A 16,698-nucleotide genomic window follows, 5' to 3' on the forward strand; every position below is an offset into this window, starting at 1 on the left:
TTTTATTTTAGCTGAGTTACCTAAAGTGTAGCGCGTCGTTTTATAAATGCCTAAGTTAATGATTATAATCTATATTAAACCTTCATGCTTTAACAACCATTGCTTTCTTGCAAGCCCACCAGCGTAGCCTGTTAACTTTGCGTTTGCGCCTATGATCCGGTGGCACGGCACAATAATACTAATAGGGTTTTTACCGTTTGCAGCCCCTACAGCTCTTACCGCCTTTGGATTGTTTAACAGCCGGGCTATATCACCATAAGTACTGGTTTTACCAAAAGGGACACTGAGTAATGCTTGCCACACACTGTTTTGAAAAGGCGTACCATGCGTATCTAATGGCACATTAAAGGTTGTTCGTCTGCCATTAAAGTATTCGTTTAATTGCTTTGCGCAAATTAAAGCCGGTTCATTCGTCACCTGCTCAATGGGTGTATGTGTGTAGTGTGTTTTTGGATAAAAACCGACATAGCTCACGCCGTTTTCGGTTGCTTGAATGATAACGTCGTCAATTGGGCTCGAAATAGCGGTTTGGATAATCATGAAAGTTGTTGCCATAGCTGAAAGGTTAAGTATGAGCGAAATGGGGCGCTCAGTTCAGGGTTAAATTGCTGCGTATTTACTAACGCTTTTTTTACGCCCAGATCGCCAGCTAACAATATATCTGGGTTACTTTGCCCGCGCAGTTTGGCGTAGTTAACGGTCCATGGGCCTATCCCTTTTATCTCAAGCCAATTATCTAAAAGGCTATTTTCAGGGTTATCGGCGCAGTACTTGGATAAATTTTTTAATGCATTTTTGCGCGATTGCGGCATTTTAAAAAATTCAAAGTCGCAGGTAGCTAAGTCCTCTGGCTGTGGAAAATATATTTTATCAGCATGTTGATCACCACGCTCTGCGACTAACTTTGTAACTAAAGTATGTGCGGCTGCTACACTAACTTGCTGACCTAGCACAGCGCGGATCCCCGCTTCAAAGCTCGACCATATTCCAGGCAATCTTAATCCTTCACTTAAATTAAATGCACCATTTATACTTCCCTTCAAGTGAGTTTCTATATGGTTTATGTCAGCATCTACATCGAGCACACGACGAATATTATTAATAACTTTATGTAAATGCTCAGTATTGTCTATCACTATTTCAACTTTAAAATGGTTATTTTTCGCTTTAAAGTGCGCGTTAAAATGGCCTACGGCCCCATTTAACTTAAATGTTCGCCCATAACTATTTGGGGTTATCCACTCCATAGGCGATATTAGTCGCTTTGATAAAAAGCTATGTAAGGCTTGCCAATTGTAGGGGGGTCTAAAAGGAAACGTTAATATAATCACAGGGCTTGACTCTTTTTTTGTTTTTCTGAGCGTTGATGGCGCTAAATGCAATTGTTGTAAAAAGGCATCATTAAAACGGCGCACACTTTTAAACCCAGCTGCAAAGGCAATATCGGTTATTGGTAATGTGGTTTCTTGAATAAGCTTTTTGGCAAACTGACATTGGTTAAATAAACGATATTGAGTAATAGACACACCAAAGTGCTGGTTAAATATACGCCTCAAGTAACGGCTCGTAATACCCAAGCGAGTAGCAAGTATTTCGCAATTATCATCCTCACCTAGGTCAATTAATTGCTTAGCTCTTAGTGCAGTGGTTTTTACTCCCAGCCAAGCCGCGCTACCTGGCGCACTATCGGGCCGGCAGCGTATACACGGCCTAAAGCCCGCTTGCGCGGCATTGTGCGCGTATTGATAGTACAACACGTTTTTTTCATGTGCAGTAGGTGCGGGACAAATCGGCCGACAATAAATGCCGGTACTTTTTACGGCAACGTAAAATAAACCGTCAAATCGGGCATCACGGCTTTGCCGCGCTTTTTGCCAATACTGATTATTCATCAAGGAGCTTAGTCAATAAAACGTACCTTAGCATAGCAATGTTTTAAACCAGTACTGGCCATTTTCGGCACTCATCTGCTTTTAAAAGTATCATACCAACCCACTTAGTTAATTAAGCGTGTAAGTATCACTATTGCTCTGCAAAATCGAGCAAGTCTTGGCCTGCTAGGCGGTAGATTATCCATTCGTTTTGGGCTTTTGCCCCAATGCTATTATAAAAATCGATAGCGGGTTTGTTCCAATCCAGTACTACCCACTCAAAGCGACCACAGTCGTTTTTTATGGCTTTATTAGCCAAGTGCTTCATTATTAGTTTGCCCGCGCCATTGCCACGGCTGTCAGGGCTTACGTATAAATCCTCTAAATACAATCCATTTTTACCCAGCCACGTAGAGTAATTATAAAAATACACCGCAAAGCCAATAGGCTCATCATCTTCAAGGCAAATAACACTGTGTGCTGTTGCCCCCTCACTAAACAGCGTGTTTATAATTGCCTGCTCATCTGTTTTTACTGCATCGGGTTCTTTTTCGTAAATGGCCAGTTCGGTAATAAACTGTAAAATGGTTGGCGCATCGCTTTTTTTAGCGTCGCGTATTTGTATTTGCTTACTCATGTTATTAATCCTAAAAGTACTGCTCTATTTTTTCTTTTAAAATATCAAGCTGAATGGGTTTAGTTAAGTAGTCGTCCATACCAGCATTAATACACCGTTCTTTATCTGAGTTCATTGCATTGGCGGTTAGGGCAATTATTTTTATTGCTTTGTGCTCATCCCCTGCCATACCGTCTCGTATATTAGCCGTGGCGTCAAAGCCATCCATTACCGGCATTTGGCAATCCATTAATACTAAGTCAAAATACCCTTGGTTGTGCTCACTTAAGGTGTTTATGGCTTCTTGCCCGTTTTGGGCTAGTATCACCTCGCAATTTAGCTTTTTAAGCATCAGTGTAGAAACATGTTGATTAACGGGGTTATCCTCAACTAATAAAATTTTTGCAGGTGTGTCTGATTTTTCTTTTCTTAGTGACGAAATATACCCTGGAGTCACCAGAGGAAGGGGCTCGGTGCTGTCTGAACTTGTAATAACCGATAACGCAGAAATTAAATCAGCGGTTGTAACTGGTTTAGGAAAATACGCTTGAAAACCAATTTTTGAGTAGCGCTGAGCACCTTCCATACCTGCAATACTGGTCATCATTACCAGTGGCATGGCTTTATAGTCATCATGCGCTTTAAGCACTTTACACAACTCCATACCATCCATTTCTGGCATTTGCATGTCTAGCACAGCAATATCAAACATAGGTTGATTGTTTTCTATGCGCTTTTCACATAGCTCAAGCGCCTGTTTTGCACTACTAGCAAGCGTAACATTTGCCCCCCAATGCCCTAACTGCTGAGAAATAACTAAGCGGTTAGTCTCGTTATCATCAACTACGAGTACATTTAACGAACTCATATTTATATTAGGGATAGTACGTTCTTTTTCTTCCCCTTCAGCCACTTGCATGGTTGCAGTAAATTCGCTGCCTTTGCCAGGTGCGCTCACCAGTGAAATTTTGCCATTCATTAGCTCACATAACTGTTTACATATAGCAAGCCCTAGGCCCGTGCCTCCGTACTCACGTGTGGTTGATGCATCCACTTGCGAAAAAGGGGTAAATAATTGCAGTTGTTTTGCCTCAGTTATGCCAATTCCTGAGTCTTTTACTTTTATATTAAGTAGTAGATCTTGCTCAGTTTTTTCTACAGAGGCACTCACCACCACCTCGCCTTGACTGGTAAATTTAACCGCATTACTAATTAAGTTGGTTACCACTTGGCGTATACGCCCGGGGTCGCCCATTAAATGTGAGGGCTCTAGCGCGACTAAATCTAAGATAATCTCAATGCCTTTTTCTTGTGCGGTAAAGGCCTGCGCCTCCGCTATTTCGCCAATTAACTCGCGAGCATTAAAATGTATATGTTCAAGCTCAATCTTGCCTGCTTCCGCTTTAGAAAAGTCGAGTATATCGTTAATAACACCAAGCAAAGAATGAGCACTACTTTTTGCAATAGCGACTTTTTTTTCTATCGGTTTACTTAATGGCTCTAACTCAACCAATTCTAACATGCCTAATACGCCATTCATCGGTGTGCGTATTTCATGGCTCATTGTGGCTAAAAATTGGCTTTTTGCTACCGCAGCCTCTTGCGCTTGTACTAAAGCAACTTTTAACTTTTCTGCCGTTTCTTTACGCTTTTGAGAAACCAACGTACTCCCTACTAACGTAGCCAGCGAGCGTAAATACGTTTCTTCACTATGCGCCCAAATGCGCTTTTCCCCGACTGTCTCTGCACATAAAATACCTAAATTACCATCTCCGGATGAAATAACCGCATCCAGCATCGACTCAATATTTAATGGTTGAGTATAGCTTTGGGTAAATTCAACCGTTGCCTTGTGCGTATACACATCGTCAATTGCCACTAGGTTTTGATCAAAAATTGCCTCATAGTAACTTGGAAAATCAGCCTTTTTGAGCACACCGTCAAAATCTACAAATCCGTTTTGCCGAGTATATAAGCCATGGCAGGCCATTTCGTCGCACTGTTTGTTAAGTATCCAAATAGAGGCACGTTCCACATTTAACACCTCTACCATCGACTTTATCGCCAGCTTTTTAACTTGTGCAACGTCGCTATTTTGTACCTCAGGCGAAACCGTTAATGACGCTAAATTTTTGTTATAGGCGTTTGCTTTTTCGCTTTCTAACTCTAGGCGTTTATGTGTATCAATACTTTGGAATGACCCAAAAACACGCACACATTTACCGTCTTTAAATTCCGCCTGCCCCATCGACTTAACCCAGCGCTCTTTACCGGTAAAAGTTAAAATGATCAGCTCAACACTCCAGGTTTCACCTAAAGTGACTGCACATTCAAATAAAGTGCTGATTTTCTCTCGATGCTCTCCTGGCTTATAAAAATTTATAGCTGTGTCAATGCTAGGCTCAAACCCTTCTGGTACTTCGTGTATTACTTTTACTACGTCTGACCAATACATGGTTTGGTTTTCTAAATTTATTTCCCATGCACCAATTTGACCTTGTTTACTCATTGCCTCAAGCAAATTTTGCTGGCGGGTAATTTCTGCTTGAGTATTATGGCGCTCAGTAATATCTGAAATAAAACCATCTAAATACAGTACTTGGTTGTCATCACCATAAATGGCCTGACCTTTTTCGTGTACCCAACGAATATTGCCATCACTTCTTTTTATTCTGTATTCAATCGACCAAGGAAGTTTTTGAGCAATACAGGTACTTACTTGTAGCTCAACCTCCTTGTCATCTTTGTGAATCATTGAAGCAAAGCTCAGTGTTTTATTATTTATAAACGCATCTGGCGTATAACCTGTTATACCTTTTACCTGATCGCTCATATATAACATGGTCCATGCTTTATCAAACTTACACCGATAAATCACGCCTGGAATATTATCTACTAACGAAGCAAAGCGGTCGCGGCTGTACTGTAGTTCAGATTCAATCTGCTTACGTTCGGTAATATCTAAATGCGTTCCGATCATACGCCGAGGCGAACCATCTAAGTTCCACTCGACCACTTTTGCAGTGTCGAGCACCCAAACCCAGTGGCCATCTTTATGCTTCATTCGCGCCTCGCTGACATAGTAATCAGTGTCACCGTTAAAATGCGCTTTTAATTTTTGCTCTGAAATAACCAAGTCATCGGGATGAGCATATTTATACCAGGTATCAATAGTCGTAGGCTGCAAATCACTGAGTTTATAACCTATGATTTCTGCCCAGCGATTATTAAAAGTTACTTTACTGGTATCTATAAACCAATCCCATATTCCTACAGCGGTGGTATCTATAACTAACTGCAACTGGGTTTTATGCTGTTCAAGTTCAAGCTCTTGTAGTTTCAATGGTGTTACATCGGTGCGAATAGCAATGTAGCTTTGTGGTTTACCGTGCTCATCAAAAAATGGCGCTATGGTAGTATCTACCCAATAAAAACCCCCATGTTTTGCTTTATTACATATTTGTCCGTTCCATACCTCACCTCGCTGGAGGGTACTATACATGGCGGCAAAAAATTGTTTGTCGTGCTTTTTGGAATTAAGTAAACGGTGGTTTTGCCCAATTAACTCATGCTCTTCATAGCCGCTAATTTCACAAAACTTCTTATTAACAAAAGTGATAGTGCCTGCTAAATCTGTTACCGCAACAATCGCATGCTCATCAAGTGCACTTTTTTGCTCATCCAATTGCTTAAACGCTATTTGCAAAGCTGAACGTTGCTTTTGCAATACGATTTGTTGCTCTTCTTTCACTGCCACCATTTTTTGAAGATCGACTGATAACTTATATAACTCATGACTATCAGTTAAGGTAGGAACCTTTATCTTTTCGCCATCAGTAATTTTGGCCATCACTGCGGTAAGTTCAATTAAAGGTTTGGATAAACGCCGACTTAACCACCAAGCTGCACATAAAATAAGCAACAAAGACACTGCATTTGTTAAAATTGCCCAACGTTTATAATAACCAAAGTCTTTGAGCATTATGTGTGAAGGTTTTGCCGCTAAAAGTTGCCACCCTTCTACGCCCAAAAAATCTAACTCGCTAACGTGAGCATTATAAGTGGTACCCTGAGTACTGCTGTACTCAAACGTTTGTTTATTAGTCAGTGTGATTTGCGTAAGAACAGGAGCCTCTTCTGCATTCGTTACTGAAGAACGCTCTATTTTATTGTTATGAAGTACAAAAAAACTAACATCATTATGTGTGCTATGAATGGTGCTTAGGCCTTCTAAAAGACCATGCATATTTACTTCTGCTAACATTACCCCTTCTAGTTTTTGCACATCACTAAGCCAAGGTATAACCACAATATTAAACTGTTTACCTTTAAACTCAACAGAGCCGAAAGTGGCTTGCGCTGAGGTACTTACAGAGTTAATAAGCTGGCTCAGTTCACCTTTGTCTATCTGCCCATATGGCGAGATAATGGGCTGCTCGAATGTAGATGCAGCTATAACCTCAATACTATTTACAAAATCATAGTGAGTAACAAAATGGTTTATTAGTTTGCTTTGTTCAAGAGGGTAATTAGCAAGCTGGTTTTTAAAGGTATATAAATCAGTAAGATGGTCATCAAACCATAAATTAGTAAACTCAGATGCAATAGAGCTTAATTCGTGAAGCTCTGCATCTGCATTTTTTTTTAAGGTACTATTTACATGCTGTAAGCTGAACCAGGTCAGTAAGCAAAGAGGAACAATAGCCATAAACAAAAAAGTAATGATCAGCTTACTACGCACAGACTGAGCTGTGCCACTTAGCAGCCCATACTTTTTTCCTTCAACCATGCTATGTATCCAATAACTGTAAATGCATTATTTGTTACCTACATTAATGCACTAAAACCTAAAAGACGCAAGTTTTAGCCCTCAAAGTGGGAAAAATACACCACTTAATTACAGTTTAAACATCAGTAAGTTGCAATTAAAAATTAATTACTCAAATAGACTAAACGTTTAAATTACAGCAATTTTAACCTTTCTCTTTTTTATATTTTATTGTTAAAAACTAAAGCTCACTATTTATACGAACTTTTACTTATCTAGAACCTTAAAATGTGCTTAAATTTATGCAAGTTTTTGGTATAACAACGCTCGCGCTTACATACAATTGTGCGTTTACACGTATAAACCCTAAGCCACATTTGAAAATTTTTGGTGAAAATACTACAAATAAATCACATTTCATAGTTAAACAAAAATGCAAAACTGTTCATAAACCAAGCAGTAACGCAAACTTAAATAAGAATCAAAACCAATTGTAAAGCAATGATTTTTATAGAAAAACTTGCAAAACACACAATTTCAACTACACTGTGCACAATTAAAACAGTTAAGGTGATTTATCATGAAAGGTAATCAAAAAGTAATCGATGCATTTAATACTTTGCTAGCCAATGAGTTAGCCGCAATTGACCAGTATTTTATTCATTCACGCATGTATGATGACTGGGGTTTAGATAAATTATATGTACGCCTTAACCATGAAATGGAAGAAGAAAAAGATCACGCCGATTGGCTTATAAAACGCATCTTGTTTTTAGAAGGTGTGCCTAATATGACTAAACGCCGTGATCTTTTGATTGGTAACGATGTAAAAAGCATGATGCAGAACGACTTAACACTTGAGCTTGAAGTGGTTGCATGTGTTAAAGACGTAATTGCTATTTGTGAAGAACAGCAGGATTATCAGTCTCGCGAAGTATTAGAAAAGCTATTATTTGATACCGAAGAAGACCATGTTTATTGGTTAGAGCAACAACTAGGTCTAATTGATAAAATTGGTACACAAAACTACCATCAAGCACAAATGGGCGAGTAAGGAGCATAAAGTATGAAAGGCGATAAAGACGTTATAGCTGCTTTAAATAAGGTACTTGCTAATGAGCTTGTGGGTATTAATCAATACTTTTTGCATGCCCGTATGTTTAAAGATTTTGGTTTTAGCCAGCTCGACAAAGCAGACTACAAAGTTTCAATTCAAAAAATGAAAAATGCCGACCGTTTAATTGAGCGTATTTTATTTTTAGAAGGTTTACCTAACCTACAAGACTTAGGCCGATTACGCATAGGCGAAAACAGCGAAGAAATGATTGCTGCAAATATGAGCTTTGAGCTTGATACAATTGATGACTTGCGCAGTGCAATTAAGTTAGCTGAAAACAAAAAAGATTATATTAGCCGTGAAGCGCTTGATAATATTTTGAACGAGCAGGAAGAACAAATTGACTGGCTAGAAACCCAGCAATTACTTATTCAAAACACGGGGCTTGAAAATTACTTACAGTCTCAACTGTAAGGTAAATTTAGGTCATAAAAAAAGCAGCTTTATGAAAGCTGCTTTTTTTGTATCTGAATTTTGTAATAACGAATTAAGCGACTTGATCGGTAATATCTGCAATCTCAATAAGTTTGCGATTTAAGATCTTTTTAGTACAACAACAACACTTACCGCATTGGCTGCCTACTTTAAGCTCTTTAGTTAATTCACGCATGGTAGTTGCACCATCGTCAATTGTTTGCTCAATTTTTTTATCAGTCACCCCGTGACAAAGACAAATATACATGAATACAAACTACTCTCAATTTCATTTAGTAGGGGCATATTAATCTAAACAGTAATGGTTATCAATTGTTTCGCAGTAGAAAAGCTTATTTTTCAAAAATTTTAGATCAGAGCCACTTAAATTGAGAATTCACGGCACGTTGAGAAGTTATTGATTTAGAATGAAATGCAGCACTTAAATTGAGATTTATTAGCTGAATTACACTCTAAAAATAATTATGTTTTTTATTAGGTAAATTTCTTAATCAACGTAAAATCGCTTACAAACGTCTATTAAAGTAAGTGATTTGAAGTGATAATTAGGATATTTAATCTACGAAAACTGACTTGGCTTACTTGAAGGTAGAGTTTTTCTAGGCCGACGCTTTGCAGAGTATCGGCATCGTATCTTTATTTTTCATTACATAAAGAACTCCTATTCATGGCCATTTATTGCCGTGGATTTCTGCAATCAATAATTACCGGCGGTATGCTCTGTGCCATGAGCAGACACTGAAGGTCTTTAATGTCTGAAACCAAGATTTGGTGATGCCAATCATACTCATTGCTAGGTCACAAAAAGTGGAACGCCAAGAAAAGCTCGCCTGGATAGTCGCCTGTTTGTTTATTAGTTAGTTTTATTTACTCTTATTTATGTTGATTGCGCCACTTAAGCCTAATCAAAAATAGTAATTCGGTGTTGTTCGCGTGTTAAATTAGGTTTTGATTAATGGCTTTTATAACGGCCTGAGTGCGGTCTTTTACCTCTAATTTAGCAAGGATTTGTGACACATGATTACGAATAGTCCCCTCAGAGTTATCTAACTTTTTGGCAATCACTTTATTCGGCATGCCTAAAGACAAACACTGCAATACGGTTTGTTCTTTGCCTGTTAAGCAGAGCTGAGGGCTTAGTTGCTTTTTGAGTAAAAAATCAGTCACCGCAATTTGCAATACTCGCTCACCTGCAACGACCTGCTTGATAGCGCTAATGAGCTCTTCAAGTTCAATGTTTTTAAGCACATAGCCACGAGCACCTAGATTAAGGGCTTTGACTAATACATCACAATCTTCAAATGTGGTGATGATCAGCACAGGGGTTTTATCACCCTTTTCACGCATTTTTTGCAGCACGCCGAGCCCATCTAAATTCGGCATTCTCATATCGAGTAAAGCAATGTCAAAACTATGCTCAGCTAATAGTGTAAGCGCTTGCAAGCCATCTTCAGCTTGGGCTTCGATATTAATGGCGCTATCGAGGTTAAGTAAATTAGCGAGGCCTAAACGAACTAATGTCTGATCTTCAACTAGTAGGCACTTTATCATGGCTTTTTTCTTCTAAATTTAGTGGTAGTGTCATGGTATTGATCAATGTTTCTTGCTCAAGGTGTTGTGAAAATTCACCGCCAAATTGTGCCATTCGCTCATTTAGTCCTGTTAATCCGTTCCCTTGTTTTGGTAAATGGGTCTCTGCTTGATTGTGATACGCTTTTGCAACTAACAGCGGATGTTGACCAACGTGAGAGACATTCACATGCAAAGTAAAATGGTTTGCTTGGGTATGTTTAAGGGTGTTGCTGATCATCTCTTGGGTAAACCGCAATACACACAGGGCGTAGTTTTGAGGGAGCTGCTCTGTCTCTTTACTTAGTTGGAGATCACAGTGTAAATTAGGTGTCAGTTCGCAAATGGCCTCAAGAGCTTGCTTAAGTATCGTTTTGTCATTGCGCTGAGTGGAAACGATTTCGCGCACTTCAGCCAATACTTCTTGGCTAAGTTGGTGGCAAAGAGAGAGGGTTTCAACGGTGGCTTCATTTGCAGCTCTTTTAGCAAAATCTAAATTAATGCTGAGCGCGGTAAGCTTATGGCCGAGCGAATCATGGAGCTCGCGTGATATGTTTTGTCGCTCTTGCGCTGCATGCATCGCCCCCATCATGTGTTGGGTGGCTTTTAACTCTTTGTAGTTTTGGCGGGATTGGTAATGTGTATTTAAACTTTCGACAATACGCCGGCTAACAAACCAATTCATCAAGCAAAAGAAAAACCAAATTGTAAACGTGATCCAAGGAATGCCATTTTCCCAGCGCGCATAATGCGTTAAACCATACACCAGCATGGCGGCCACAACACAAGCCAGTATCTTAGGAAGCGAAAAATGAGGACTAAAAACCGCGGTAAACATCACTAGGTGGATAAAAACTAAGGATGTTGAACTCAGTTGTATTATTGCCAAAATAAGCAGGAAATAGCCAAGTGCTACGCCGTGAACAAATTTGTTAGGCTGTTTTAACACATACAGCAAAATAGCTAAAATGGAACCACTTACTATGATTTGCAAATATAGCGCTAATTCTGAGTTGGCATAATAGGCACACGCCAATGTCACCCCAAGCCACGATGCCAATGTTGAGAAATGCCAATCGGTTGTATGTCGTATAGTTGATTCCATTACTGTGGCCATATTTTTTTAGCAATTATTGCAGAACTCGCGTTGTAAAAACAGTGACATCTGTCATAGCTCGGGCTATGAGCTTTGTGACTAGTGTCATGAAACCTCATTCATTTATGCTTTATTAATAAAAGTTAGTTGGGCACATTAATGAATAAAGACAGTCGATTACACTACATTGATAATTTACGCAGCCTCGCGCTATTGCTCGGCATCGTATTTCATGCCGCTTTAGCCTACAGTCCGTTCTTTCGCAATATTTGGTTTACGGCAGACCCAAGCACACATGGTCTATTTGATTATATTACGCATACGCTGCACTTATTTCGGATGCCATTATTTTTTATTATTGCAGGGTTTTGCAGTACACTTTTAATAGATAAATCGAGCAACGCGCGCTTTTTACATCATCGCAGTAAACATATTCTACTGCCTTTTATTGTATTTTTACCGTTCAGCTTTGCCGTTTACTACCATGCCTTGAGTTTTGGAGCCGGTATAGCTGATCCAATACCGCCGATTTTTGCTGTGTTTAAAGTTATTAAAGAGCCTGTTGTTAGCACTATGCACTTATGGTTTTTGTGGAACTTATTCCAGTTTTGCTTATTTCACTGGTTGTTGAAAACAACTAACTTATTAGGCAATAAATTTGATGCGCTTAGCGCTCACCCTTTATTTATGTGGGTTGTACTTCCCATCGTATTAACGCTTTCTTTGATGGGGCAATCTATTCCATTTCCTGCTCCCGATAAACTCACGCCACAGTTCTGGTCGTATGGTTTTTACGGCAGTTTTTATTGCTTAGGAGTGGGGCTTTATAAAAAACAACAGCTCATTTCGTCATATCATAAGTACTTATGGCCTCTTACTTTAGGTGCTGCAATATCACTGACTGGTTATTTTTCTTTATTACCAGCCGCGCCAAGCTTAGATGAAGTGATTGCTGCCGCAACTACGGGTTATTTTGCCGCAGCGGGAGAGCTACATGTATTGCATGTTTTATCACAAGGACTGAGTGTTATTTTGTTAACCGCCATAACGTTTTTACTTGGGCATCGTTTTTTAAATCACAAAAGTAAGCTCAGTCGTAGCATATCAAATGCATCATATTGGATTTATTTAATACATGTGCCAGTGCTGATTTATATTCAGATGCCATTGATTAATACTAATTTGCCAGTTTTAGTAAAGTTTATAGTTAGTGTGGTTGTTACATTACTTATAGGTCAAATAAGTTATTTATTATTAGTTAAAAACACCTGGTTGGGCGCACTACTTAACGGTAGGCAAACCAAGAGAAAGATAATACAGTCAGCTTAAATGTCGTCACTTGGTAATGACTTAAAAGCAGCAAAACTGACACATTAAGAGCTACATAAAGGGATACTATTATGCATGCAATAACAATCAAATCGACAATCGCCACGATTCAACAAGGGGCAATCAAAGCCGACGGCTGATTTTGGCTAACCAACACTGATATTCATTTTGCGCCGTTTAATGCACAATTTGGGTTAGGGCCTTATACGTTTTCACGGCGTGAAATTGTAAAAGTGAGTAAGTGCAATGGTAAAGTTGCGGGTATTTTGCCTTATACACATGATGCAATTGAAGTCGTATTAAAAGATGGCAATAAATATCAATTCATTGTGTCAAACGCAGATGAATGGATTAAATTACTTACTCATAGTGCATAGAGCAATCGCTGGTAATTCATCAAAATAGCTATTGTTTTAATGTACCTAATAATGCACGATAAAATATGCCACTATTTTATTGGGCATATAGTAATAAAACGCTTTTGCTTAAGCTCCGTTTGGGTAAAAAAGCCGAACCCCTCATCGTTTTAGGGAAAACTATTAAACAACACAAATGAGTTAGAGTCGAATGACGGCTCTGTGCCAATTACATAAAGTGGTAACGCCCGCATAATAGACGTGAGTTTACGAACGTCCTAGTTTACGGGTTTGTTAGATTACTCATCATATTGCCTCTCTTTAAACCATCTTAATGCCATCTTTAATATTTCGGATGGAGTGTTCTTCACTAAGGGCTTTGTCAAAGCCTACAACATTAAATGCAAACCACTTCTCACCTTCTAAATTGCATTCAAGCAGCTCAACGTTGTTGCTAAAACCGTTTAAAAATAACGGTGAATACTTAGGGGATACTACAATAGTTAAGGCAACCAAACCGGCTATATCAGGTTTTTTTAAGCTTGGTTGTACAGTACTTGTCTCAGCTAACCAATCAACGCCCAACGCTTTCCAATTATCTCTCATGCTCATACCGTCGAACATTAACAACTGGTCCTCGGTCAATTGAATTGTTTGTCCTAACCCCGTTTCATTAAGTAAGAGAAACTCATCAGGCTCAACACTCACACTGTATACTTTATTAAATTTATATAACATTAAGCATTACCTTGAGTCAGTAATGAGATACGTTTTTTAAATAGAAAATCTCAGAAACGATTCATTTTTTACAAATATTAAGCAGTGCAGTAACAACCACTGGTTTTATTAAGTAACAGTTGGCTGTTAAAACCAGCTACAAGATTATTTATAACCGTTTCAACAAATCCACTGCCCTGCGCGCAGCCAAGCCCTTGAGAAAGAGGGCCTGCATAAACAAAGTCACCCTTGTCATTTATCACTACTGCCGCGGGGGTAGCTGGGAGCAGCTTTTGTAAAGAGGCTGTTTGCTCAATATTGATAAGCGCAAAGTTTTGCGCTTTAGAAAATGCCGCTAATTGCTTTAAGTGAGGTTGAGCTTGCTTGGTACAGCCGCAGTCAGGGTCGGTGACTATAATCAACGCATTTTTATTAGTGGTTATAAACCCTATGTGTTGCTTAAAATTGGCAAACCACCCAGTTTGCTCAAGTACACCCACACTATCAAATACACGTAACTGGTTGTATTGATAATAAACCAGCCCTGAGACAGTCACAACTAGCCACAAAACTATTACTATACTCGTTTTTATGGCGGATTTACTTAAACTTGGCAATGCTCTGCTCTAACACGGCAATACTTACATCTATCATTTGAACTTTGGCGGTTAACTTTTCGACCACCTTGGTGTCTTGATATTGGCTTTGCTGCATTTGTTCTGTGCTTGAGGCTATTTGTTTTGTGTTAACCGCTTGATCAGCAACAACCTGTGAGACAGAGTGAGTACTGTGGTTTACAGCTTTAATTTGCTCACTCATCGCACTTATGTTTTCTTTCAAGGTGGTGCTTATATGCGTTAAATCAACCACAAAATCAACACATTGGCTCATAGATTGGGTTGAGGTTTTACTGTTAGTAACTAAATCTTTTAGCGTTAATGCAATTTTGTCTGTCGTCGCTTTACTGCTTGTAGCAAGGGTTCTTACCTCATCGGCTACAACAGCAAACCCTCGGCCATGTTCACCGGCCCTTGCAGCTTCAATGGCGGCATTTAGCGCAAGTAGGTTAGTTTGCTCTGCAATACCTGATATCTCATTGAGTAAACCTGATATTACATCGCCTGCTGCCACTAAATGATTTATTTGCTCTTCGGTATGATTAAGTAAATTAAGTAACTCTGTGCTTTTAGTCGCAGTTTGCATAACATCATTAGATGCATTGTTGGCAGCTTGAGAAATGCTATCTACCTGTTGCTTTAACACATTACTTTCATGCTCAACTGAACTAAAGCCTTGGGCAACTTGCGCGCCTGAGTCAGCTATATCATTAGTTTGTTGCTTTCTTTGCTCAGCCCCGCTTGCTAGCTCATCATGTACGTTTATTAATTGCTGAGAGTTTTGCTGCAGTGAAAGAGACTGGGTTTGTACTTGACTAATCACATCCGATAAATAACCTAATAAGGTGTTAAAACCCGCCACGGCATTGCTATTTTTATCATCCGCTCTAAGCGAAAGTTGTATATGTTCTGGGTCGTGCATAATAGCTTCTGTCGCTTTGGTTAAAGACAGCCCAGCACGCCGCTCCTGCTGCAATGTTTTAGCAATATAACCGGCTACAAACACCTCTACTATTGCATAACCAGCATGTATAAGTACCGTAGTAAAGGCGAGCCTATCTGGGTCAAATACATAAAAACCAGTGTTTTGTATTTGTAAAAAATAAAAGCTTAAATGATGAATGGCCACAAAAATAATGGCAGTGATAAACACGCGCCAGTTCACAAACATGATTAACATGGCCATTAAGATGAATATTTCGAAGTGTATTTCTATTAATCCAAAGGCTTGTTGTATGTGCAAAAAAGAAAACATCATGATTGCTGCTGCAACCACGTGACCAGTAACGGGGTTATTTTGCTGAGTTTTAAGTAACCAAATGGGCAATAAGCTTAAAGGTAAGCCAACAATAAATGCTTGTGCAAGTGTGCCAAAGTACACCCCTAGAGCTATTGACTCTACAAACAAAAAAATGAATATTATGGTGAATAAACGACTTACACTATTCATAAATACCTTTAGTTATTAGTTTTATAATACAATCGAGTTTTGTACGTATTAGCTGATAATTACGACCACATTTTATTACTATAGCTTAGCCTGCAAACTTTACTTAATAATTGATAAAACCGCTTTAAATTCTGGCGATGCGGCGTTTTTTGTCCATTGAAAGATAATACTTTCTACGCTGGTAACAATAGCACCTGCTTGTTGTAGCTGCATTAAAGCTAATGATTTATGCTCCGGATTTCGTGAGCCTACCGCGTCAGCAGCCACATATACTTCAATCCCTTGCGCTATTAAATCTAAACAGGTTTGTAAAACACATACATGTGACTCTGTGCCTATTACTATAACTTGCGTGCGTGTAAGTTGTTTAAACGTAGCATTAAATGTCGGCTCGTTACATGCACTAAAATGTGTTTTTTCAATAGTCTGCGCATTTATAAGCGCGTCTTTTAATCGTCTATTTGTGCTACCTAGCCCCTGTGGGTATTGCTCTGTAACAATGCTAGGAATTTTAAAAATGGCACTAACTTTGGCAATTTTTATTGACCACTGCAATAAATCAGGAAATTCGCTAATTGCGGGAGAGAGGTTATCTTGAATATCTATTACTAATAAAATGCTTTTATCGGCAGATAAATTTTTGTGACTCATTATAACACCCCACTTTTTACGTAATTATAGTTAGCAAGCGTAACTTAAGTAGCTATTAATGACTAAGTTTAGTTGATATAAGTTGTAATCCACAATTCAAAAAAGT

At 39.0% G+C, this 16,698-nt stretch carries 15 protein-coding genes; 4 read left to right on the plus strand and 11 right to left on the minus strand.

Annotated elements, in window-relative coordinates:
• Positions 1-69: 69 nt before the first annotated feature.
• The 4 genes from CWC16_RS01865 to CWC16_RS01880 form a co-directional block, all read right to left on the minus strand.
• Positions 70-540, minus strand: coding sequence for a methylated-DNA--[protein]-cysteine S-methyltransferase (locus CWC16_RS01865; protein ID WP_138540275.1), 471 nt, complete (start codon positions 538-540; stop codon positions 70-72).
• Positions 537-1,892, minus strand: coding sequence for a DNA-3-methyladenine glycosylase 2 family protein (locus CWC16_RS01870; protein WP_138540276.1), 1,356 nt, complete (start codon positions 1,890-1,892; stop codon positions 537-539). Before CWC16_RS01870 ends, CWC16_RS01865 begins: the two co-directional genes overlap by 4 nt.
• A 130-nt stretch (positions 1,893-2,022) precedes the next feature.
• Positions 2,023-2,508: a GNAT family N-acetyltransferase gene (locus tag CWC16_RS01875; RefSeq protein WP_138540277.1), complete on the minus strand. Its 486-nt coding sequence runs from the start codon at positions 2,506-2,508 to the stop codon at positions 2,023-2,025.
• 10 nt (positions 2,509-2,518) lie between these two features.
• Positions 2,519-7,276 (minus strand): PAS domain-containing protein, encoded by a 4,758-nt coding sequence (locus CWC16_RS01880; RefSeq protein ID WP_138540278.1) that lies wholly within the window; start codon positions 7,274-7,276, stop codon positions 2,519-2,521.
• A gap of 559 nt (positions 7,277-7,835) precedes the next feature.
• On the opposite strand from CWC16_RS01880, the gene bfr (CWC16_RS01885) reads away from it, so the two are divergent.
• Both bfr (CWC16_RS01885) and bfr (CWC16_RS01890) read left to right on the plus strand, forming a co-directional pair.
• Positions 7,836-8,309 carry a bacterioferritin gene (gene bfr / locus CWC16_RS01885; RefSeq protein WP_055018043.1) on the plus strand — a complete coding sequence of 158 codons (474 nt, stop codon included), beginning with the start codon at positions 7,836-7,838 and terminating at the stop codon, positions 8,307-8,309.
• A gap of 12 nt (positions 8,310-8,321) precedes the next feature.
• A complete protein-coding gene (bfr, locus tag CWC16_RS01890) occupies positions 8,322-8,786 on the plus strand; it encodes a bacterioferritin (RefSeq protein ID WP_004588793.1) in 465 nt (154 codons plus the stop codon).
• A gap of 73 nt (positions 8,787-8,859) precedes the next feature.
• On the opposite strand, the gene CWC16_RS01895 is transcribed toward bfr (CWC16_RS01890), so the two are convergent.
• From CWC16_RS01895 to CWC16_RS01905, 3 genes are all read right to left on the minus strand, one after another.
• Entirely contained in the window at positions 8,860-9,054 is a 195-nt protein-coding gene (locus CWC16_RS01895; protein ID WP_004588794.1) for a (2Fe-2S)-binding protein, read from the minus strand.
• A 689-nt stretch (positions 9,055-9,743) separates the two neighbouring features.
• Positions 9,744-10,358: a response regulator gene (locus tag CWC16_RS01900; RefSeq protein ID WP_138540279.1), complete on the minus strand. Its 615-nt coding sequence runs from the start codon at positions 10,356-10,358 to the stop codon at positions 9,744-9,746.
• Positions 10,336-11,481 carry a sensor histidine kinase gene (locus tag CWC16_RS01905; protein ID WP_138540280.1) on the minus strand — a complete coding sequence of 382 codons (1,146 nt, stop codon included), beginning with the start codon at positions 11,479-11,481 and terminating at the stop codon, positions 10,336-10,338. Before CWC16_RS01905 ends, CWC16_RS01900 begins: the two co-directional genes overlap by 23 nt.
• 150 nt (positions 11,482-11,631) lie before the next feature.
• Between CWC16_RS01905 and CWC16_RS01910 the strand changes: the two genes are divergently transcribed.
• The gene (locus CWC16_RS01910) at positions 11,632-12,801 is read left to right on the plus strand and encodes an acyltransferase family protein (RefSeq protein ID WP_138540281.1); all 1,170 of its coding nucleotides are present in this window, start codon (positions 11,632-11,634) and stop codon (positions 12,799-12,801) included.
• 233 nt (positions 12,802-13,034) lie between these two features.
• Positions 13,035-13,178 (plus strand): hypothetical protein, encoded by a 144-nt coding sequence (locus CWC16_RS20380; protein WP_349665938.1) that lies wholly within the window; start codon positions 13,035-13,037, stop codon positions 13,176-13,178.
• A gap of 300 nt (positions 13,179-13,478) precedes the next feature.
• Here the strand turns inward: CWC16_RS20380 and CWC16_RS01920 are convergent, their stop codons facing one another.
• The 4 genes from CWC16_RS01920 to CWC16_RS01935 form a co-directional block, all read right to left on the minus strand.
• Positions 13,479-13,895, minus strand: coding sequence for a hypothetical protein (locus CWC16_RS01920; protein ID WP_249929173.1), 417 nt, complete (start codon positions 13,893-13,895; stop codon positions 13,479-13,481).
• A 77-nt stretch (positions 13,896-13,972) separates the two neighbouring features.
• Positions 13,973-14,491, minus strand: coding sequence for a DUF6436 domain-containing protein (locus tag CWC16_RS01925; RefSeq protein ID WP_138540282.1), 519 nt, complete (start codon positions 14,489-14,491; stop codon positions 13,973-13,975).
• Entirely contained in the window at positions 14,475-15,941 is a 1,467-nt protein-coding gene (locus CWC16_RS01930; protein WP_138540283.1) for a methyl-accepting chemotaxis protein, read from the minus strand. Before CWC16_RS01930 ends, CWC16_RS01925 begins: the two co-directional genes overlap by 17 nt.
• A 99-nt stretch (positions 15,942-16,040) precedes the next feature.
• A complete protein-coding gene (locus tag CWC16_RS01935) occupies positions 16,041-16,592 on the minus strand; it encodes a hydrolase (RefSeq protein WP_138540284.1) in 552 nt (183 codons plus the stop codon).
• Positions 16,593-16,698: the final 106 nt, after the last annotated feature.

It is taken from the genome of Pseudoalteromonas sp. S3776, assembly GCF_005886915.1.
Taxonomy (GTDB): domain Bacteria; phylum Pseudomonadota; class Gammaproteobacteria; order Enterobacterales; family Alteromonadaceae; genus Pseudoalteromonas.